This window comes from Frankia tisae, from assembly GCF_025403405.1.
Classification (GTDB): Bacteria; Actinomycetota; Actinomycetes; order Frankiales; family Frankiaceae; genus Frankia; species Frankia tisai.
The window spans coordinates 1-19504 of record NZ_JANEZT010000086.1 but is presented as its reverse complement, the minus strand read 5'-3'; the positions used below and the strand labels follow the sequence as shown (position 1 = coordinate 19504).

The following is a 19504-nucleotide window of genomic DNA, read 5'->3' as shown; positions in this document are numbered from 1 at the left end:
CCCCACCGCCCCGTCACCCGTCGATCACCACCCTCGCTTCCGGACAAGGAGGCCGCGCCATGGCGCTGACCGTCGCCGACATCACCACCGACCACCACGCGTACGCGGAGAGCCGCCCGCAGCTGCGCCGCCAGATGCTCCCCGTGCGCGCCGAGCGCCGCGTCCGGGTCGGCGACATCGTCCTCGCCGAGTTCGAGAACGAGCAGACCCTGCGCTACCAGGTGCAGGAGATGGTCTACACCGAGCGGCTGACGGCGTCGGCCGACGTCGCCCACGAGATCGAGGCGTACTCCCGCCTGCTGCCCGGCAGCCACGTCCTGACCGCGACCGTGTTCATCGAGCTCAACGTGCTCGAGACGGTGCGCGAGGAGCTCAGCCGCCTCGCCGGCCTGCAGCACAGCCTGGCCCTGGAGATCGGTGGCAGCCGCGTCGCGGGGGAGGAGATCCCCGGCCTCGACGAGGACCCGGACGTCCCGTCCGAGACGGTCTCGGTGCACACGGTGCGCTTCGTGCTGACCGACGAACTCCGCGACGCCTTCCGCGACCCGGACGTCCCCGCCGAGCTCGTCGTCGACCACGCCGAGTACAGCGAGTCCACCCCGCTGACCGGCGCCACCCGCCGCGCCCTCATCGCCGACCTCGCCCTGCGCCCCTGACTCACCCCGCAGCCCACGTCAGCAGGGCCCGCGACGATTGCTTGATTTTGCTGGGCCCGGGGATGACGTCCCGGCCCGCCTGGTCCGCCTGGCCCGCGGAAGCGGGCATGTCAGGATTCTGCTCCCCCATGAGATCAGACTGCCACGGCCCGTGCCTGTCCCGAAACGGGCCGGCGTCGCTCATCCGGGCCACCGATTCGGGGAATGGGTAGTGGGGTAAGCATGAGGTCGGTGGCCGCTGAGGGCGGCTGGCGAGATTTGTTGCGGGTCATCCGTTCGGGGCGCCCGCGACCGGGTAGGCGAAGGGCTTACGGCACCTAACGTCAGCACGTTCATCCACGTCAAGGGAGTCACCCGTGACCGATGACCAGCTACGTCCCGACCTCGCGTCCGCCGGCTCAGGCGCTCCCGACCAGCCCCGCGGCGATTTCGACCGCGACCCGGCGCATGTCAGCGCGGCCGACCGCGGCACCGGGCCCGGCGGGGCGCCGACGGCCGGTGGCCGGGCGTCCGAGCAGGGCGCGGCGGCGCTCGACGCGTTGCACCGCTTGGCCGAGGGGGCCGATGAGCGTTCCGCGCTCGGCGACCTCGCCCTTGCGGACGTCCTGCTACCCGACCTCGGTAACGAGATCACCGACCTGTCCGAGGAGAGCGAGGTCCTGCAACTACCCGTTGCGGAGCGTCAGGACGGAACCCAGTTCGTCCCGACGTTCACGTCCGAGCAGCGCCTGACGGAGGCCCTGCCCGACGTCGCCCGCTACCGCACCGTGCAGATCGCGACCCTCGGCCGGATCTGGCCGTCCGACGACCTGCTGCTGGCGGTCGACCCGGGTTCCGAAACCGGGATCGCCCTGCCGGCGGAGGGCCTGCGGGCACTCGCCGCCATGTCCACCTGATCTGACCAGGCGGCCCGTTCGATCATCCGGCTGACGTCCCCGACCGGGCCGATGCGCCCGGTCGGGGACCGAGGTTCCCACGCAGGCTCGCGCATCGACGGGGCCGGCCGCACGCCTTCCGCCCGGGCGTGGAGCCGGTCCGTCCGTCGTTGCCGGCAGGACGTGTCGAGTGGTGGTCCCGCTGCGGGATTCGCCCTTCTGGCAGGGAATGATCCGGTCGGTCGCCGTACCCGGCCCCGACTCCGGTGATCATGGTGTTCCGCGGAACCATGGCCTGAGGGCTGCCAGGGCTGCCAGGGCGGTCCTCCGGCCGTCATCTCTCGGCGGCGCCGGGCCGGGCGGCGGGGCCAGTGCCTGCCAGCCCAGGTAGGTGACGGGCAGCCGCATCTCCAGGCCCGTCATCCGGGCCCGCTCCTGGGCCACGGCCAGGACCGTCGGGACCGTCTGGCGGGTCACTGCGAGCTGGTGGTCCAGCCAGCGGACCTTGTAGCCGTCTCGCTCGACCATGGCCCGTAGCGCCGCTTCCCTTGCTGTTTCGGGGGGACGAATCGGACGCCGAGGCCCCCAGAAAGGCAAGGAAGTGCCCGCAGTGCCATCGGAGGCCGACGCGTCGGGCGCGTCGGGCGCGTCGGGGGCTTCGTGTGCGTCGGGGGCTTCGTGTGCGTCGGGGGGCTCGGCGAGGACGAACAGGTGGCGGAGCAGCACGGGAGTGGCGGGGGGATGGCCGGTGGCGGCCAGGGCGGCGAGTGCCGGGCCCTCACCGGCGGCCGGGTCGAACGACGAGGCGAGGACGGCGAGTGAGCCGTCGTCGACCAGGACCGGCGCCGCAGCGCGCCCGGCCCGCCAGGGCCATCGCATCGGCAACCTCGACTTCCTTCCGACCACCGAGTCGGCGGGCACGCGATCGGCTCGCCGTCCGTTCTCCATCTGCCGCCCCTTTCCGTGCGGCGGGTGCCCGGTTGAACGCAGCGGCGCCCCACGATCGTCCCGAAGCGCCGCTCGAGCGTCCCGACCTGCCCGTCGATCGTCCCTGACTCGCTTGCCGCCGGCGCCCGACTGGGTGCTCGCGGCGTCCGAAAGGCGCCTTGACCTGCCGTTTCAATCGGCGGAGGCGGTCGCAGGACACGCGGGCGGCCACGTGGGCCGGGCCGTCCGGCCCGGGTTCGCCGGGCCGGGCGACCTGGCCCCTGCGGTGGACGTGCGAGGGGTGAGGCACACAACATCCGTCGGGCGGGCGCCGATCGTCATGGTTTTTTCGAACCTCGCCGCCGCGCCCCGAGGACCTGCGGTTTCGGCTGCGGCGCAGCGATTTGTGCGGTGGGTGGGGCGGTCCACACAGCGGCTGGGACCGGTCATCGACGAGTCGTAGTCCTACCGAACGTCGAACCTACGGTGGCGCCTGGAGCATCGCGTGCCAGAATGGCCGTCGTGGCCTCAGCCCCCGTCCTCGAGAAGGCTCCTCCACCACACCCGACGGCCAACCGTCCCTCGATGGTCTCGGTCGGCACGGTCGTGTGGCTGTCGTCGGAGCTGATGTTCTTCGCGTCCCTGTTCGCGATGTACTTCACGATCCGTTCGGTGAACAGCGGCAACTGGCCGCCCGTGACGGGTGATCCCGCCGGTTCCGAACACGGTCCCGTGGAGTTGCACGTCGGGTACGCGCTGTTCTTCACCGTGATCCTGGTGCTGTCCAGCGTCACCTGCCAGCTCGGGGTGTTCGCCGCCGAGCGCGGTGACGTCTACAAGCTGCGGTTCTGGTACCTGATCTCGCTGCTCATGGGCCTCGTCTTCGTCGGCGGCCAGGCGAACGAGTACTTCGGCGAAAACAAGTTCACGATGGCCTCGCACGCCTACGGCTCGGTGTACTACCTGACCACCGGGTTCCACGGGTTGCACGTCATCGGCGGTCTCGTCGCCTTCGCCATGGTGCTGGGTCGATCGACGTTCGGGCGCTTCACGCCGGAGAAGGCGACATCGGCGATCGTCGTGTCGTACTACTGGCACTTCGTCGACGTCGTCTGGATCGCCCTGTTCGCGACCATCTACCTCCTCCAGTGAGCGACATGACTGAAACCCCGGACACACCGTCCGACATGCCGTCGGACCCACCGTCGGAAACCTCGTCGGACTCCGCGCCGAGCAAGGTCGCGACGCCGGTCGCAACCACGAAGCGGTCCGCGCGCAAGCGTGGTCCTTCCGCGCGCCGGCGCCGGAGATCCTCCGCCCTCGTCCTCGTGTTCGGCCTGCTGGCCACCGGGGTGCTGTGGACGATGCTGGCTCCCACGGGCAACGCCGCGCAGACGGCGGACGCCAACGAGGCCGTCCGGCAGGGCCGCGCCCTGTACCTGCAAGGCTGCTCGTCCTGCCATGGTCTGGTCGGCGGGGGCTCCCCTTCCGGTCCCAGCCTCGTCGGCGTCGGCGCTGCCGCGGTGGACTTCCAGGTCTCGAGCGGGCGCATGCCGCTGGCCGCGCCGGCCGCGCAGGCCGACCGCAAGCCGCCGATCTACTCGGCGACGCAGATCGACCAGCTTGCCGCGTACGTCGCGAGCCTTGGTGGCGGCCCGGAGGTGCCCAAGGTCACCGACAAGGATCTCAGCGAGGCCGACCTGGCCCAGGGCGGCGAGCTCTTCCGCGCCAACTGCGCGAGCTGCCACACGGCCACCGGGCAGGGTGCCCCGCTGACCTACGGTAAGTTCGCGCCCTCGCTGAGCGAGGCCACCCCGAAGCAGGTCGTCGAGGCCATGCGCACGGGACCGGAGTCCATGCCGGTCTTCGGGGACCGTCAGCTCAGTGACGAGGACGCCGTCGCCGTGACGGCCTACATCAAGCACATGAACGAGACCACAAGTCCTGGTGGCTTCAGCCTCGGTAAGTACGGTCCGGTGCCGGAGGGGCTGCTGGCCATGCTCGTGGGCATCGGTGGCCTGCTGGCCGTGTGCCTGTGGATCGGAGCGAGGCAGAAGGTATGAGTGACCAGACGGGCCCGGGGACGCCGGGACCGGCGGGCTCGGGCGGAGGGGACCAGCCGGGGGACTCCGCCCAGGAACGCGTGCACTACGCGGGCTACCAGGGTGAGCCGGCCGACAAGTCGGATCAGGACTCGATGAGCAGCATCTTCAAGCGGGCCAAGCACCCGGTTGACACCTCGGGCGCCCCCGTCGGGGGGTCGGGGATCTCGGCCGGGGGCCCAGACGTCCCGGCCGGCACCTCCGACGGCCCGGAGGCCCTGGGCACCCCGCCGAACCAGACGGACTCCACCCGCGATCCCGAGACCACGGTGATGCGGACCGGAGACGCCGGGGTGGCCCAGCCGACCTACGGCACGCACGCCCGCGGCGGTGGCGGGCTCACCCTCCGCCCCCCGCGGGCCGAGGACGTCGACCGCCGCGCCGAGCGGCGGGCGGAGCGGCTGATCGCCTGCTGGTTCCTGATCTCGGTGGTCGGCACGGTCGGCTTCGTCATCACGAACTTCGTCGGCGACAAGCACCAGGCGTACTACACGCCGTGCCTCGGCTCGGCGCTCGGCCTGGCCGTCGGCGGCCTCGGCATCGGCATGATCCTGTGGGCCAAGCGGCTGATGCCGCACGAGCAGGCCGTTCAGGACCGCCACGAGTTCACCTCCCCCAAGGAGGAGATCGCGGTCACCGAGGCGGAGATCACCGCCGGCTTCGCCGACACCGGCCTCGCCCGCTTCCCGCTGCTGCGCCGCACCCTGCTGGGCGCCGGCACCGTGCTCGGCGGGCTGATCGTGGTGCCGCTGCTGAACCTGACCAACTCCAAGCCGGGCAAGAAGCTCGACCACACCTCCTGGGTGAAGGGCTCGCGCCTGGTCACCGGGGACGGCCGTCTGGTCAAGCTCGGCGACATCTCCATCGGCGGCATCGAGACGGTCTTCCCGGCCATCCCGGTGACCGAGGCGGACGGCACGACCACCTACAAGCCGAAGACCGACGTGCACACGAAGGCGGACAGCACCACGCTGCTCATCCGGCTGCCACCGGGGTTGGACCGGCCGCGCAAGGGGCGGGAGAACTGGTCCGTCGAGGGCATCGTCGCCTACTCCAAGATCTGCTCGCACGCCGGTTGCCCGGTGAGCCTGTACGAGCAGCAGACCCACCATCTGCTCTGCCCCTGCCACCAGTCGGTCTTCGACGTGTTGGACGGCTGCCGGGCGATCTTCGGCCCGGCCAGCCGGTCGCTGCCGCAGCTGGCCATCGCGGCGGACGACGAGGGATTTCTCTACGCCCGCAACGGTGACTACGATGAACCGGTCGGTGCCGCCTTCTGGGAGCGCTCATGACAACCGCATCCCCCCCGGAGTTCGTCAAGAGGCCGACCCCGGTCCGCAAGGCCAACCGCGCCATCGACGAGCGGTTCGGCACCCAGGCCGGGCTGCGGCGCAACCTGAACAAGGTCTTCCCCGACCACTGGTCGTTCATGATCGGGGAGATCGCGCTCTACAGCTTCATCGTCCTGCTGCTCACGGGCATCTACCTCACGCTGTTCTTCGATCCGTCGAACACCGAGGTCATCTACCACGGCTCCTACGTCCCGCTCAAGGGCGTGGAGATGAGCCGGGCGTACGCTTCGACGCTGGACATCAGCTTCGACACCCGGGCCGGGCTGGTGTTCCGCCAGATCCACCACTGGGCCGCGCTGATCTTCGTCGCGTCGATCGTCGTCCACCTGTTCCGGGTGTTCTTCACCGGGGCCTACCGCAAGCCGCGCGAGGTCAACTGGCTGATCGGGGTCGGCCTGCTGATCCTCGCCATCCTCGAGGGCTTCGCCGGCTACTCGCTGCCGGACGACCTGCTCTCCGGCACCGGTCTGCGGATCGCCGCCTCGATCGCCCAGTCCATTCCGATCATCGGGACGTGGGCGTCGTTCCTGGTGTTCAACGGCGAGTTCCCGGGCGATAACTTCCTGCCCAGGCTCTACGTGATCCACATCCTGTTGGTGCCCGGTGTGCTGCTCGCCCTCATCGGCGCGCACATGGGCATCCTGTGGCACCAGAAGCACACCGACTTCCCCGGCCCGGGCAAGACCGAGCACAACGTCGTCGGCCACCGGGTGTTCCCGGTGTTCGCGGTGAAGTCCGGCGGGTTCTTCATGATGGTCTTCGCGATGCTCGCCCTGCTCGGCGGGCTCGCGCAGATCAACCCGATCTGGTTGTTCGGGCCGTACGACCCGTCGAACGTCTCCGCGGCGTCCCAGCCCGACTGGTACATCGGCTTCCTCGACGGCTCGACCCGACTGATGCCGCCGTGGGAGTTCCGCGGCCTCGGCCATACCATCCCGGCCGTGTTCTGGCCGACGGCGGTCCTGCCCGGCATCCTGTTCACGCTGCTGGCGCTCTACCCGTTCCTGGAAGCCAGGTTCACCGGCGACACCAAGTCGTACAACCTGCTCCAGCGGCCCCGGGAGGCGCCGACCAGGACCGCCCTCGGCGCGATGTCGATCAGCTTCTACCTGGTCCTGTGGATCTCGGGTGGTAACGACGTCATCGCGAAGACGTTCAGCATCTCGCTGAACGCGATGACGTGGTCCGGCCGCATCGGTCTGATCATCGTCCCGCCGATCGCCTACGCGATCACCAAGAAGATCTGCCTCAGCCTGCAGGCGAAGGATGCCGAGGTCGACCATCACGGCATCGAGACCGGCATCATCCGCCAGCTGCCCAGCGGGGAGTTCGTGGAGGACCACCGGCCGAAGCCGAGCCCGGTGCCCGACCACCCGCAGGTTCCGAACGACCGGTTCGCGCTGCCGTCGGCGAACGGCCACGGCAACGGCGAGGGCAAGGGCCTCGCCCGCCGCGCCGGTAAGGCGGTGAGCGGCTTCTTCGTCGAGGAGAAGGAGACCGGCCCCGGCGGCCCGAGCACCCCGGTCGGCGGCGGTAAGCACTGAACAACCGCCACTGATTCGTCAGCGCTGAGCTGACACCGGCCGCGGGGCCGGTCCGCCTTGCCGGCGGGCCGGCCCCGCGGCCGGTGCCGCCGGCTCCGGCAGGTCGGGGGAGCGAAGTACGTCGGCGTAGCGCAGCGCGGCGCGGGTGGCGCCCGCCACCGGCCAGCTCCACTCGCCGTCGAGGTGCACGAGCCGCACCCCGGACCCGGCCAGCCAGCGGGCGATCCGCTCGGTCTCCTCGACGGAGGCGCACGGCGCGGGACCCGGCTGCGGTTGCACCGTCTCAGCGCTCGCGACCGCGGCGTCGACCCAGGGACGCGGGTCGATTCCCGGGGCCACGCTGATCGCGGACACCAGTCGGCCGTGGCGAACCACGGCCAGGTCCCAGCCGGACTGCGCGGTCGGCGCCGCCGCGACGAGCTGCGCGATGCGGGTCAGTGCGACAAGTCGCTGACCGCGGGCGGCGGCGCGGACGAACGCCACCATCCGGTCGCGGTGGACGGCCGCCTCCTCGTAGCGCCGCTCGCCAGCCAGGCGGTCGATGCGCAGGGTCGCCGCGGCGATAACCGGCCCCGGATCGCCCGTGATCGCAGCCCGGGCGGCGGCGACGTGGCGGGCGTAGGCGGCGACGTCCTCCCGGCCGTCGCAGGGCGCACCGCACCTGCCGAGGTCCGCCAGGGCGCAGGCGGGACGGTGGACGCGCGGCGAAAGCCGACCGGTGCACTGGCGCAGCGGCACGGCGGCGAGCAGCGCGTCGGCCGCGTCGGCCGCGCCGCGGGTGCTGGCGAACGGACCGAGGTAGGTCGCCTCGTCCCGGGTGGCGCGGACCTGGGACAACCGGGGGAACGGCTCGTCGGTGAGCTTGAGGTAGACGGTGCGCTCCGGGAAGCGGGAGCGGCGGTTGTACGGCGGCTTGTGCTCCGCGATCAGCCGCAGTTCCCGCACCTCGGCTTCCAGGGCGTGCGCGCAGCCGATGGCATCCACCCGCTCGGCCACGGCCACCATCTCGGCCATCCGGGTGCGGGGCTCGCTCGCCGTGAAGTAGTTGCGCACCCGGGACCGGACCGAGCGAGAGGTACCGACGTAGAGGGCCCGCCCGTCGGCGTCGCGGAAGATGTAGACCCCCGGCCCGGTCGGCAGCCCGTCGGCGAGGTGGCGCTTGCGGCGCTGGGCTGGCGAGACCCGGGCGCTGTACTCGTGCAGCTCCTCCAGCGTGCGCACGCCGGCGTTGCCGAGCCGCTCGAACAGCCCGTGCAGCACATCCACCGTGGCCCGGGCGTCGGCCAGCGCGCGGTGGCAGGGCTCGGTCGAGCTGCGGAACAGCCGGGCCAGCGAGCCGAGCCGGTAGTCGGGGGCCTCGTCGCGGCTGACCAACCGCCGCGCCATGCGCAGGGTGTCGAGGTGCTCCCAGGCCGGCGGCGGGTAGCCGCATCGCTGCACCGCCGCACGCAGGAAGCCGAGGTCGAACGGCGCGTTGTGGGCGACCAGCACGGCACCGCGGGCGAACTCCAGGAAGGTCGGCACCACCTCGGCCTCCACGGGGGCCGAGGCCACCATCGCGTCGGTGATCCCGGTGATCACCGACACCATCGGCGGGATGCCCACGCTCGGCCGGACCAGGGTGGACATCTCCGCGAGCACCTCGCCGCCGCGCACCCGCACCGCGCCGATCTCGGTGATCTCGGCGGTCGCCGCCGAGGTCCCCGTCGTCTCGAGGTCAACCACGACGAACGCCAGGTCGGACAGCGGCCGGCCGAGTTCGTCCAGGCTGGTCTGGCGGTGCCCGGGGACGCCCTCGGCGAGGAGGCCGGCGTCGGCGGTGGTGGGGCGGTCTGCGGGGTCTGGACGCACGGCGTCACGGTAAGCCTTGCCGCCGACAGTTTCGCCGCGGGGCGCCCGCGGCGGATGGAGATGGGCCTGCATGCGGGCGTCCTTGTGGCCGGCGTGGGGCTGTCCTGCGCCTCGGGCGGCGCCACGCCGGAGACACGCGGTGGTAACTCGGCGGGCCAACCCGCCTCGAATGCGAAATCATGCGCAGGTGGCGTGGTTTGAAACGAACGGCATTCGGGTGGGGCGAGTCGCAGTGGACTGCGCGAACGTGGAGGTGATGGTCCGTTTCTGGTCGGCCGCGCTGGGTTACGAGGTGGACCGGCGTGACGACGACGCGGCATTGCTGCGCCATCCCGCCGGTGCGGGGCCGAAGCTGTTGCTGCGGCCGGGGGCCCGCCGTGGCGGGGGTCCCAGCCGGCTGCACCTGGACCTCTACGCGGTCGACGCCGAGCGGGTCATCGGCTGGTTGTCCACCCTCGGCGCTCGCCGGGTCAGCCGGTACGACGACGACGGGGAGCGTGGGTACGTCCTGTCCGATCCGGAGGGCAACGAGTTCCGGGTGATGACGGCCGGTCCGGCCGGCTTCGCCCGGCCCTACGTCTGATGACCGCGCCTGCCGGTCGGCCCGTGGCGGGACATGGTCGGTAGGGTCGTGAGCCATGCCGAGCGTCTTCACCCGGATCATCAACGGCGAGCTTCCCGGGCGCATCGTGTACTCCGATGAGTACACGGTGGCGTTCCTGACGATCGCGCCGATCCGGCCGGGTCACACGCTGGTGGTCCCGCGTGCCGAGATCGACCACTGGATCGACCTGCCCGACAGTGTCCAGGCGGCGCTGTGGACCGCCGCCGCGACGGTCGGTCGGGCCATCGACGCCGCCTTCCGGCCCCGGCGGGTGGCGGCGCTCGTCGCCGGGCTGGAGGTGCCACACGTGCACGTGCACCTCCTGCCCATCGAGAACGAGTCGCAGATCGACTTCGCGCTCGTCGACCACAACCCGGACTCGGCCGAACTCGACGCCGTCGCGGAACGGATCCGCGCCGCCGTCGGCTGACACCGAGGCCAGGCGGGTCCAGCGGGGGTCACCCCACCCGGTGCGCCCGCAGCGGGCTCAGACTCGTCGTAGCTGCCGTCGTACCGCGTCCCGTCCGGTGTCTGGGCGTAGAAGTCCGACGGGGAGGCGGAGGCGTCCCCGCGGGTCACCTCGGCCGTCACGTTCAGCACGTAGCAGGAACCCTGGTTCGGCGGGTCGCCGTATTCGGTCACCTGTCCGGTGGTCGAACAGACGCTGTTCAGGGTTACTCGGGCCTCGAAGTCGCTGACGGAGGAGTTCGCCTCGCCTCCGGGCGTGCAGGTGCGTTCAACGACGGTGCCGGTACGGGCGCGGTGATGCCATCCGAGTCGTCACCTCCGCCCGCAAGCGCGATCACCACCCCGAGGACGATCGCGGCGACGACCGCCAGCGGCACAACCACGAACAGCGGGTTGCGGGCGCCGCTGCGGCGGCGGGGCGCCCTGCTGACAGCCGCCGCCGGACTGCTGCGGAGGCGGCCAGGACTGCTCCGCTCGGCGTCTCTGCGGGCTGGTGCCAGGGATTACTCGGCTGCTTCCACGTCTGCTGGCTCCCGTCACCGCCCGGGGCTGGTGAGCGGGCTCTGGCCGGTCAGGATGGTCCTCTCCGACGCAGCCCGGGCCGCGTTTGGAATAAATCGAGCGTGGGGGAACGCACCACGCGAGGCTACATAAGCCGGCTATCGCATGAGATAATGCCCGCCTTGGCTGGGCTCACCGATCGGTGATCTCACAGCGGTGGTCCGCGTGAGCCCTCTGAGCTCTCTCGATAGGCTGTACCTTCATCGTTCTTCCCGTCGGCTCCGGAGTCCCACGTGCCTAGCTGTCTGGCCGGTCGGACGAGCCGCCGGAGACGCGGCCCGTCCGATTTCCCGTGTCATCCGGGCGCTGAGGGACATTTCCGCGCGCGGTCTGTCCGGACCGTGTCCGCGGCGGTCGCCCCATGCGGGAGCGGGCTGTGACGGGGCCGCTGCCCGCGCCCGTGCGGGAGTACGTCATCGAGCTCGCCGGGCAGACGCTCGCCGACCTGCCGGAGTCCGACGTTCCGCCATCGCTCGTCGCGGTACGCCGGTTCAAGGCGTCCCGGCGGGCGAAGGCGGGCGCGATCCCACTGGCCGCCGCCGTTGACAGCGAGGTGTTCCGCGGCCGAGTCGCCGAGTGGATCCGCCGGCACCAGCCGGAACTGGCCGAGGCCGCCGATTCCGCCGATGGGCCGCCGCCGGCTGCCCCGCCGGAGAAGGTCGCCGCGGTGGCCTACCTGCTGCGCGTCCCGCACTGGCCCGAACTGGTCGAGCTGGCCGCGGCCGCGGCCGCCGAGGCAGAGGTTCGCGGCCGGGCCGACGAGGCCGAACGGACGATCCGCCGGCTCACCGACCAGCTTGCGGCGAACCAGCGCAGCGCCGCCGGCGAGCTCGGGCAGCTGCGCGAGGGCCTCGCTGCGGCCCGCGTCGAGGCGGAGGAGGCCCGGCGGCGGCTGCGGGCGTCGTCGGATCGGATCCGCCGTGCCGAGGAGGCCGCCCGGGAGTCGGTGGCCGCGGCCGAGACGGCCCGCGACGCGGCGCTCGCCGCCGGTCGTGACGCCGAGTCCGAGGTGCGCCGGCTGCGCGGCCGGGTCGCCGAGCTGGAAAGCGCCCTGGCCGCCACCCGCCGGGACTCCCGCGACTCCCGCAGCATGGACGACGCCCGCATGCGCGTCCTGCTCGACACGCTTATCGCCTCGGCCCACGGCGTGCGCCGCGAGCTCGACCTGCCGACGATGGTCGCCCGGCCGGCGGACCTGCTCGCCCGCGGCGGCGACGGGCCGAGCAGCGCGCCGCAGGCGTTCGTCGGGGCGCGCGGTCGGCCCGACGATGACCCCACCCTCATCGACGAGGTGCTCGCCGTGCCCGGCGTGCATCTGATCATCGACGGGTACAACGTGACCAAGCGTGGCTACGGCCGGCTCACCCTGCAGGCACAGCGGGAACGGTTGCTGTCGGGGCTCGGCGCGCTCGCCGGGCGCAACCCGGACAGCGAGGTCACGGTGGTCTTCGACGCGACCGCGGTCGTCGCCCGCCCGATCGGCGTTGCGACGCCCCGGGGGGTTCGGGTGCTGTTCAGCCGCCCCGGGCAGCTCGCTGACGAGGAGATCATCCGGCTGGTGCGGCTGGAGCCGCAGGGCCGGCCGGTCTTCGTCGTCACCTCCGACCGGGAGGTGGCGGAGAACAGCGCCGCGGCCGGGGCCCGAGCAGTGCCGTCGGCGGCGCTGCTGGCACGGCTCGACCGCTAGCGTCCAGGCCACCCGCGCGCGAGCCGGACCGTCGTCGAGCCGGACCGTCGTCGAGCCGTCCCAGGCGTTGCGCCGCACGCTGTCCAACCGGCCGCCGAAAGTTGTCGGACCCGAGTCCTACCGTCGATCACGTCGGGACATCGGTGCGCGGATTGTGCCGCCGCCGGCCGTCACCGGCCGGTCCTTGGGAAGGTGAGTGCGATGCTGATCGACTGCGACTCCTGCGTCGGCCGCGGCGCCCGGTGCGCCGACTGCGTGGTCACCGTCATGTTCGCGGAGGAGGGCGGGGGCATCGAGTGGGACCCGCAGGAGCGCCGCGCGCTCGCTGTGCTGAGCGCCGCTGGGCTGCTGCCGCCGCTGGCGGAGCTGGCCGGCTCGGTGCTGCAGCGTGTGCCCCGCGGTGCCGCCGAGCGCGGGGCGGCCCGGTCGCCGCGCCGCGCCGGCTGAGTGGCCGCCGTGCCGAGGCGCGGGCGGGCATGGGGTCGGAGCCGGGCGGTGGCTACCAATCGGTGTGGGAGAACATGGGCGGATGCGTGTACTGGCCGTCACCAACGACTTCCCGCCCCGCCCGGGAGGCATCCAGGCCTACGTGCACAACTTCGCGGCGCGGCTGCCGGCCGGCGAGATCGTCGTGTACGCCCCGTCGTGGGAGGGCGCCGCGGCCTTCGACGCCGCGCAGAACTTCCCGGTCGTGCGCCACCGGTCCTCGCTCATGCTGCCGACCCCGGACGTGCTGCGCCGGGCTCGTCAGATCGCCCGGGCGGAGGGCTGCGACACGGTGTGGTTCGGTGCCGCCGCCCCGCTCGCCCTACTGGGCTCGAAGCTGCGCCAGGACACGGCGGTGGGCCGCGTCGTGGCGAGCACCCACGGGCACGAGGTCGGCTGGGCGGCGTTGCCCGCCGCCCGCCAGCTACTGCGTCGCATCGGCGCGACCGCGGACGTCGTCACCTATCTGACTGACTACACCCGGGGCAGGATCGGGCCCGCGCTCGGCGCCCATCCGATGCTTGCCCGCCTGCCCAGCGGCGTCGACGCGGTGCTGTTCCGCCCCGGCGCCGGGCGGGAGGAGACCCGCCGCCGGTACGGCCTGACCGGGCGGCGGGTGGTGGTGTGCGTGAGCCGCCTCGTCGCGCGCAAGGGGCAGGACATGCTGGTGCGTGCCCTACCGGCGCTGCGGCGCCGGGTGCCGGGCGCGGTGCTGTTCATCGTCGGCGGCGGACCGCATCGCGCGGACCTCGAACGGCTCGCCCGGGACAGCGGCGTGGCCGAGCACGTCAGGTTCACCGGCTCGGTGCCCTGGGAGGAGCTGCCTGCGCATTATGCGGCCGGCGACGTGTTTGCCATGCCGTGCCGGTCCCGGCTCGGCGGGCTGGAGGTGGAGGGCCTCGGGATCGTCTACCTGGAGGCGTCGGCGACCGGCCTGCCGGTGGTGGCCGGGAACAGCGGTGGTGCCCCTGACGCGGTGCTCGACCAGCGCACCGGCCTCGTCGTCGACGGCACCGACCTCGGCGCGGTGGAGCGGGCCGTCGGAGACCTGCTCGCCGATCCGGACCGGGCCGCGTCGATGGGCGCCGCCGGGCGGGCCTGGGTCGAGCTGCGCTGGCGCTGGGACGTGCTCGCCGCCGAGCTGCACTCGCTGCTCGCCGGCCAACCCGGCCAACCCGGCCAACCCGGCTGAAAACCCGGCCCGATCTCGGCGGCCTGGTGCCTCAGGAGCGGCGGGCGTCGGCGTAAAGGCTCTCGACGGCACTGCCGAAGCGGTCCATCACGAGCGAGCGCCGGACCTTCAGACTCGGGGTCAGCTCCCCGGTCTCGACGGTGAAGTCCTGCGGCAGGATCACGAACTTCTTGACGCTCTCGGCGTGCGACACCGTCGCGTTCGCAGCGTTGACCGCCTGCTGCACCGCGGCACGCAGGTCGGCATCGTCGACGAGGTCCGCGACGCTCGCCCCGGCGGGCTTGCCGGCGCCGTCGCGCCAGTGCTCGAAGGCCTCCTGGTCGATGGTGACCAGTGCCGCGATGAACGGGCGCTGGTCACCGACGAGCATCGCCTGGCTGATCAGCGGGTGGGACTGGATGACGTGCTCCAGTGGAGCCGGGGCGACGTTCTTACCCCCGGCGGTGACCAGCAGTTCCTTCTTCCGGCCGGTGATCCGCAGGAACCCGTCGTCGTCGAGTGACCCGAGGTCGCCGGTGTGCAGGAAGCCTTCGGCGTCGAGCGCTTCCTTCGTCGCGGTCTCGTTGTGGCGGTAGGCGCGGAACAGCAGGTCGCCCCGGATGAGGATCTCCCCGTCGTCGGCGACGCGGATCGTCACCCCCGGAAGGGGTTGCCCAACGGTGCCCATCCGCACCGAGTGCGGGCGGTTCGCCGCCGCCGGTGCCGAGGTTTCCGTCAGGCCGTAGCCCTCCACGACGGTGAAGCCGATGCCGCGGAAGAAGTGACCGAGCCGCGGGCCCAGCGGTGCTCCGCCGCTGATCGCGATCCGGGCCCGCCCGCCCAGCGCTGCGTGCAGCTTGCCGTACACCAGCACGGCGAACAGCCGGTGCCGCAGCCGCAGCAGCGGCCCGGGGCCGCCGCGGTCGAGGGCCTCGCTGTAGGCCACGGCGGTGTTCTCGGCGGCGTCGAAGATGCGGCCCTTGCCCTCGCCGTGCGCCTTGAGCCGCGCGCCGGCGTGCACCTTCTCGAAGACCCGAGGAACGGCGAGCAGAAAGCTGGGCCGCACCTTGGCCAGGTCCGGCAGCAAGGTTCGCGAGTCCGGTGTGTAGGCGAGCTCGTAGGCTCCCTGAACCACGCCCACCTGCAGCATCCGGGCGAACACGTGGGCCAGCGGCAGGAACAGCAGGGTGGAGGAGTCCGGCTCGAACACTTCCGGCAGCATGGCGATGGACGCCTCCGCAGTGAACATCAACGCCCGGTGGGTGATCTCGCAGCCCTTCGGCTGCGCGGTGGTGCCGGAGGTGTAGATGATCGTCGCGAGGCTGTCGGCATCGAGGGACGCGCGCGCCGCGGCGAGGCGCTCCTCGTCGACGCCCGCGCCGTCGGCGGCGAGGGTGGCCAGCGCGCCGTCGTCGAGGACGAGCACGTCACGCAGGGCGGGAGTCTCGCCGCGGACCTGCTCGACCCGCTCGGCGAGCTCGGCGTTCTCGACGACGAGCAGCTCGATCCCCGCATCCCGGAGGATCCATTCGATCTGGCTCGGGCTGGATGTCTCGTAGATGGGCACGGAGACGGCACCGGCGGCCCAGGCGGCGTAGTCGACCACGGTCCACTCGAACCGCGTGCGACTGAGGATCCCCACCCGGGCACCGGTTTCCACCCCGTGGGCGACCAGTCCCCGGGCGGTGGCCACCACGTGATCGCGGAACTCGCCGGTCGTCATCCCGACAAACTCTTCGGCCACCTTGTGACGAATCAGTATTTTGTTCGGTCGTGCGGCGGCATGTCGGAACAGGGCGTCCGTCAGCGTCGCATTGTCGGCGATGGTGACCAGGGGCGCAGAGGTGTACTCCCGCACTGCTACTCCTACCAGGTGCTCTCGTGCGTCCTACGGATGCCCTCGGGCGTCCGTCGGATGACGACGCCGCCGAACGGTGGATGTCCGCCCAGGGCACCAGACGTTAGCGGGCGGACCAGATGCTGGCGACCGTGCCGGCAACGACGGGGGGGCGCGGCCCGTCCGCGTACGGATGGTGGCTGCCCGCGACGGGGTCGGCCCACCCTGCGCGCGTGGGTGTCGCATGGCACTGCGGTGACGGACAACCGACCCGTCGAGACCGGGCCGGTTGTCCCGCTTCGCAGCCTAAGCTTCCTGGTATGCGGGTCCACGTGGTGAGCGACGTGCACGGCCGCGCGGACGCTCTGCCGGCCGCCGCCGAGGGCGCCGACGTCTTCATCTGCCTTGGTGACCTCATCCTGTTCATCGACTATCATGATCACAGTCGGGGGATCATGGGTGATCTGTTCGGCGCCGAGGCCGTCAGCCGGATGGTGGAGCTGCGCACGGCGCAGCGCTTCGACGAGGCGCGGGAGTGGTCGCGCTCGCTGTGGGCGCGCTTCGGCGGCGACCGAGCCCAGATCGTCGAGACCGCCATCCGCCGCCAGTACGAGCGGCTGTTCGCGGCCTTCCCCACCCCGACCTATCTGACGTTCGGCAACGTCGACCTGCCCCACCTCTACCCTGACTACCTGCGCGACGGCATCACCCTGCTGGACGGGCAGACCACGATGATCGGCGGCTGGCGATTCGGCTTCGTCGGCGGCGGGTTGCGGACCCCGATGCACACGCCGTACGAGATCGACGACGACGTCTTCGCCGCGAAGGTGGCCGCCGTCGGCGAGGTCGACGTTCTGTGCTGCCACATTCCGCCGCACCTGCCGGAGCTGGTCTATGACGTCAAGGCCCGGCGCTTCGAGCGGGGCAGCGTCGCGATCCTTGAGGCCATTCACGCCACTCGGCCCCGCTACGTGCTCTTCGGGCATGTTCACCAACCTCTCGCCGCCAGTCTGGAGATCGACGGAACGCGTTGCGTGAACGTCGGTCATTTCAACGCCCGAGGCACCCCGTTCGTCCTCGAGTGGTAGCTGGCCGCTGGGCGAGATTTGGCCCAGGGTCCGGTAGCCTCAGGCGATCGGTCGGGGAATGATCCGGGATCCCGGAGAGATCCGGGTTGCCGGTGGGCCGGCGACGCCGTGCTCCTTCAGACGTGCTTGACGAATGTGGAGGTGCTGCTCTCCCATGGCGGACCACGCCCGATCGACCATCGTCATCAACGCCAGGCCCGCCGCGGTGATGGGGGCGATCGCAGACATCCCCGCCTACCCGACCTGGGTCGGTCAGATCGAGGAGGCCGAGGTGCTCGACGTCGGCCCGGACGGCCGGCCCCGGCGCGCCCGCTTCCGGATCAACGCCGTCGTGGTCAAGGACGAGTTCGTCAACGAGTACGTCTGGTCCGACGACGTCCAGGTCACCTGGTCGATGGTCGAGGGGCAGGCGATGTCGTCGCAGGACGGCAGCTACACTCTGCGCGACCGCGGCGACGGCACCACCGAGGTCACCTACGACCTCACCGCCGAGACCAAGATCAAAATTCCGGGGCTGCTCCGGCGGAAGGTACAGAGCGGCATCGTGGATGCCGCTCTCAAGGACCTCAAGAAGCACGTCGAGAGCTGAGCGCACGTGCGGTGTGTGCTCTTCACCGGGAAGGGCGGCGCCGGCACCACGACGGTGGCGGCGGCGACCGCGATCCTTGCCGCGCAACGGGGTCATCGCACCCTGGTCCTGTCCGTCGACCCCGCGGCCGGGCTCGCCGGCGCGCTTGACCATCCCATCGGCGCCGATCCGACCCCGCTCGAGCCGGGGCTCACCGGCCAGCAGGTCGACCTGCGCCGCGCCGTCCGCACGCGCTGGCCGGCCGTGCGCGAGGTGCTGGCCGGCACCTGGCCGTCCTTCGACGTCGACCCGGTCGAGCTCGAGGAGCTGGCCTTCCTGCCCGGTGCCATCGAGACGCTGACCTTGCTCGAACTGCGCGACGGCCTGGCCAGCGTCGACCACGACGTCGTCATCGTCGACGGTGGCCCGGTCGCCGGACTGCTGCGGCTGCTCGCCTTCCCGGAGACGCTGTCGTGGTACTGCCGGCGGCTGCTGCCGCCCGACGGCGCCTTCGCCCGCTGGCTGCGGCCCGGCTTCGGGTGGGCGGGTGCGTTCGGCGGCCGCTGGGGGAACCTCGCCGCGCCCGCCTACGACACCGTCTCCCGGGTGCACCGCGCTGCCGTGGACCTGCGGGCGATCCTCACCGACCACGCGGCCACCAGCATCCGGCTCGTGCTCACCCCGGAGAGCGGGGCGCTGGCCGCAGCGCGCAGCAGCCTCACCGCGCTGTCGCTGCACGGGTTCACCCTCGACGGTGTGGTCGTCAACCGGATCTTCTCGCCGGCCGGGGCGGACGCCTGGCGAGCCGGCTGGGCCGCCGCCCACCGTGAGGCGCTCGCCGAGATCACCGGGGCGTTCGCGCCGACCCCGATCCTCCCGGTGGGCTACCGTCCGGGTGAGCCGGTCGGCCTGGAGGAGCTCGCGGCCTTCGGCGCGGCGACCTACGGCGAGCTTGACCCGGCGGGCGTCCTCGGCGCCGCGCCGACCGGGGCCGGTGAGGCGCCGCGGGTCGAACGCACCGAGAACGGGTACGCGCTGTCATTCGGTCTTCCGTTCGTCGACAGCTCCCAGATCGACCTGGCCCGGCTGGGTGACGATCTGATCGTCACCGTCGGGGCGTTCCGTCGCGCGGTCCCGCTGCCCGCGGCGCTGCGCCGCTGCGACGTCAGCGCCGCCCGGTTGCGTGGCGATCGGCTGGTGGTCTCCTTCGTGCCCGATCCGGACCAGTGGGTGCGGGCATGACCTCCGCCCCGACCGACCCGCCCCGCGGCGATGCCGGTCCGAACGGTGGTTCCGGCAGGCGAACGACGGATCGTCCACCCCCGCCCGGGCCGCTTGCGGTCGAGGCGGCCCTGCTCGCCGACGCCCTGCGCGGCCTGGCCGGCACCGGATCGGGTGGCCGTCTCTGGGAAACCGTTGCCGACGCTGCCAGCGGTATCGCTGCCAGCGGTGCGGGGGCTGGCGCGTACGCGCCGGCCGACGCCGACGCCCCCGCGGGCGCGGCGGATACGGGCACGGCGGATACGGACGGTGGGCCGGACTGCGCCGGCCACGGACGGCCGTGCACATCGTGCCCGCTGTGCCGGCTGCTGGCGATGTTCGCCGGAGATCGGCCTGAGGTGGTCCGCCATCTGCTGACCGCGGCGGAGTCGCTGGCGGCGGCCTTCCGCCTGGCTCTCGACGCCTACACCGGTAACGCCGCCCACCCCGGTAACGCCGCCCACCCC

The 19504-nt window shown here is 72.0% G+C and carries 18 protein-coding genes; 15 read left to right on the top strand and 3 right to left on the bottom strand.

Annotated features, from left to right (window positions below):
* The first annotated feature begins 59 nt into the window (after positions 1-59).
* Together NBZ85_RS11020 and NBZ85_RS11015 are read left to right on the top strand one after the other, a co-directional pair.
* Positions 60-656: a DUF3501 family protein gene (locus NBZ85_RS11020; RefSeq protein WP_261555630.1), complete on the top strand. Its 597-nt coding sequence runs from the start codon at positions 60-62 to the stop codon at positions 654-656.
* 356 nt (positions 657-1012) lie between these two features.
* Positions 1013-1552: an SseB family protein gene (locus NBZ85_RS11015; protein ID WP_261555626.1), complete on the top strand. Its 540-nt coding sequence runs from the start codon at positions 1013-1015 to the stop codon at positions 1550-1552.
* Between the two features lie 249 nt (positions 1553-1801).
* Here the strand turns inward: NBZ85_RS11015 and NBZ85_RS11010 are convergent, their stop codons facing one another.
* Positions 1802-2410: a hypothetical protein gene (locus NBZ85_RS11010; RefSeq protein WP_261561892.1), complete on the bottom strand. Its 609-nt coding sequence runs from the start codon at positions 2408-2410 to the stop codon at positions 1802-1804.
* 561 nt (positions 2411-2971) lie between these two features.
* On the opposite strand from NBZ85_RS11010, the gene ctaE reads away from it, so the two are divergent.
* From ctaE to qcrB, 4 genes are read left to right on the top strand one after another with little or no spacing between them, the layout of a single operon-like run.
* Complete coding sequence (gene ctaE / locus NBZ85_RS11005) at positions 2972-3610, top strand: aa3-type cytochrome oxidase subunit III (protein WP_261555624.1); 639 nt, start codon at positions 2972-2974, stop codon at positions 3608-3610.
* A 5-nt stretch (positions 3611-3615) separates the two neighbouring features.
* Positions 3616-4521: a cytochrome bc1 complex diheme cytochrome c subunit gene (qcrC, locus tag NBZ85_RS11000; RefSeq protein ID WP_261555623.1), complete on the top strand. Its 906-nt coding sequence runs from the start codon at positions 3616-3618 to the stop codon at positions 4519-4521.
* A complete protein-coding gene (qcrA, locus tag NBZ85_RS10995; RefSeq protein WP_261555622.1) occupies positions 4518-5852 on the top strand; it encodes a cytochrome bc1 complex Rieske iron-sulfur subunit in 1335 nt (444 codons plus the stop codon). Before qcrC ends, qcrA begins: the two co-directional genes overlap by 4 nt.
* A complete protein-coding gene (gene qcrB, locus NBZ85_RS10990; protein WP_261555621.1) occupies positions 5849-7456 on the top strand; it encodes a cytochrome bc1 complex cytochrome b subunit in 1608 nt (535 codons plus the stop codon). Before qcrA ends, qcrB begins: the two co-directional genes overlap by 4 nt.
* A gap of 18 nt (positions 7457-7474) precedes the next feature.
* On the opposite strand, the gene NBZ85_RS10985 is transcribed toward qcrB, so the two are convergent.
* A complete protein-coding gene (locus tag NBZ85_RS10985; RefSeq protein ID WP_261555629.1) occupies positions 7475-9307 on the bottom strand; it encodes a DEDD exonuclease domain-containing protein in 1833 nt (610 codons plus the stop codon).
* A 169-nt stretch (positions 9308-9476) separates the two neighbouring features.
* Between NBZ85_RS10985 and NBZ85_RS10980 the strand changes: the two genes are divergently transcribed.
* The 5 genes from NBZ85_RS10980 (at position 9477) to NBZ85_RS10960 (ending at position 14305) form a co-directional block, all read left to right on the top strand.
* Positions 9477-9890 carry a VOC family protein gene (locus NBZ85_RS10980; protein WP_136447358.1) on the top strand — a complete coding sequence of 138 codons (414 nt, stop codon included), beginning with the start codon at positions 9477-9479 and terminating at the stop codon, positions 9888-9890.
* Between the two features lie 55 nt (positions 9891-9945).
* Positions 9946-10341: an HIT family protein gene (locus NBZ85_RS10975; RefSeq protein ID WP_261555620.1), complete on the top strand. Its 396-nt coding sequence runs from the start codon at positions 9946-9948 to the stop codon at positions 10339-10341.
* Positions 10342-11316: 975 nt separating this feature from the next.
* Positions 11317-12627 (top strand): NYN domain-containing protein, encoded by a 1311-nt coding sequence (locus NBZ85_RS10970; protein WP_261561891.1) that lies wholly within the window; start codon positions 11317-11319, stop codon positions 12625-12627.
* A gap of 201 nt (positions 12628-12828) precedes the next feature.
* A complete protein-coding gene (locus NBZ85_RS10965) occupies positions 12829-13074 on the top strand; it encodes a hypothetical protein (RefSeq protein ID WP_261555619.1) in 246 nt (81 codons plus the stop codon).
* A gap of 82 nt (positions 13075-13156) precedes the next feature.
* A complete protein-coding gene (locus NBZ85_RS10960) occupies positions 13157-14305 on the top strand; it encodes a glycosyltransferase family 4 protein (RefSeq protein WP_261561889.1) in 1149 nt (382 codons plus the stop codon).
* A 31-nt stretch (positions 14306-14336) separates the two neighbouring features.
* On the opposite strand, the gene NBZ85_RS10955 is transcribed toward NBZ85_RS10960, so the two are convergent.
* On the bottom strand, positions 14337-16142 hold the full coding sequence (locus tag NBZ85_RS10955; RefSeq protein WP_261561888.1) for an AMP-dependent synthetase/ligase: 1806 nt from the start codon (positions 16140-16142) through the stop codon (positions 14337-14339).
* 299 nt (positions 16143-16441) lie between these two features.
* Between NBZ85_RS10955 and NBZ85_RS10950 the strand changes: the two genes are divergently transcribed.
* From NBZ85_RS10950 to NBZ85_RS10935, 4 genes are all read left to right on the top strand, one after another.
* Positions 16442-17209, top strand: coding sequence for a metallophosphoesterase family protein (locus NBZ85_RS10950; RefSeq protein ID WP_261555616.1), 768 nt, complete (start codon positions 16442-16444; stop codon positions 17207-17209).
* A gap of 154 nt (positions 17210-17363) precedes the next feature.
* The gene (locus tag NBZ85_RS10945) at positions 17364-17798 is read left to right on the top strand and encodes an SRPBCC family protein (protein ID WP_261555615.1); all 435 of its coding nucleotides are present in this window, start codon (positions 17364-17366) and stop codon (positions 17796-17798) included.
* 6 nt (positions 17799-17804) lie between these two features.
* The gene (locus NBZ85_RS10940) at positions 17805-19019 is read left to right on the top strand and encodes an ArsA family ATPase (protein ID WP_261555614.1); all 1215 of its coding nucleotides are present in this window, start codon (positions 17805-17807) and stop codon (positions 19017-19019) included.
* A partial coding sequence (locus NBZ85_RS10935) for a hypothetical protein (protein ID WP_261561886.1) occupies positions 19016-19504 on the top strand: 489 nt, incomplete at its 3' end. The genes NBZ85_RS10940 and NBZ85_RS10935, both read left to right, overlap by 4 nt.

Coding starts and splice junctions, on each gene's coding strand:
- NBZ85_RS10945 (WP_261555615.1), top strand. CDS start 17,364: ATGGCGGACCACGCCCGATCGACCATCGTCATCAACGCCAGGCCCGCC.
- NBZ85_RS10950 (WP_261555616.1), top strand. CDS start 16,442: ATGCGGGTCCACGTGGTGAGCGACGTGCACGGCCGCGCGGACGCTCTG.
- qcrC (WP_261555623.1), top strand. CDS start 3,616: ATGACTGAAACCCCGGACACACCGTCCGACATGCCGTCGGACCCACCG.
- qcrB (WP_261555621.1), top strand. CDS start 5,849: ATGACAACCGCATCCCCCCCGGAGTTCGTCAAGAGGCCGACCCCGGTC.
- NBZ85_RS11010 (WP_261561892.1), bottom strand. CDS start 2,410: ATGCGATGGCCCTGGCGGGCCGGGCGCGCTGCGGCGCCGGTCCTGGTC.
- qcrA (WP_261555622.1), top strand. CDS start 4,518: ATGAGTGACCAGACGGGCCCGGGGACGCCGGGACCGGCGGGCTCGGGC.
- NBZ85_RS11020 (WP_261555630.1), top strand. CDS start 60: ATGGCGCTGACCGTCGCCGACATCACCACCGACCACCACGCGTACGCG.
- ctaE (WP_261555624.1), top strand. CDS start 2,972: ATGGCCGTCGTGGCCTCAGCCCCCGTCCTCGAGAAGGCTCCTCCACCA.
- NBZ85_RS10980 (WP_136447358.1), top strand. CDS start 9,477: ATGCGAAATCATGCGCAGGTGGCGTGGTTTGAAACGAACGGCATTCGG.
- NBZ85_RS10965 (WP_261555619.1), top strand. CDS start 12,829: ATGCTGATCGACTGCGACTCCTGCGTCGGCCGCGGCGCCCGGTGCGCC.
- NBZ85_RS10975 (WP_261555620.1), top strand. CDS start 9,946: ATGCCGAGCGTCTTCACCCGGATCATCAACGGCGAGCTTCCCGGGCGC.
- NBZ85_RS10960 (WP_261561889.1), top strand. CDS start 13,157: ATGCGTGTACTGGCCGTCACCAACGACTTCCCGCCCCGCCCGGGAGGC.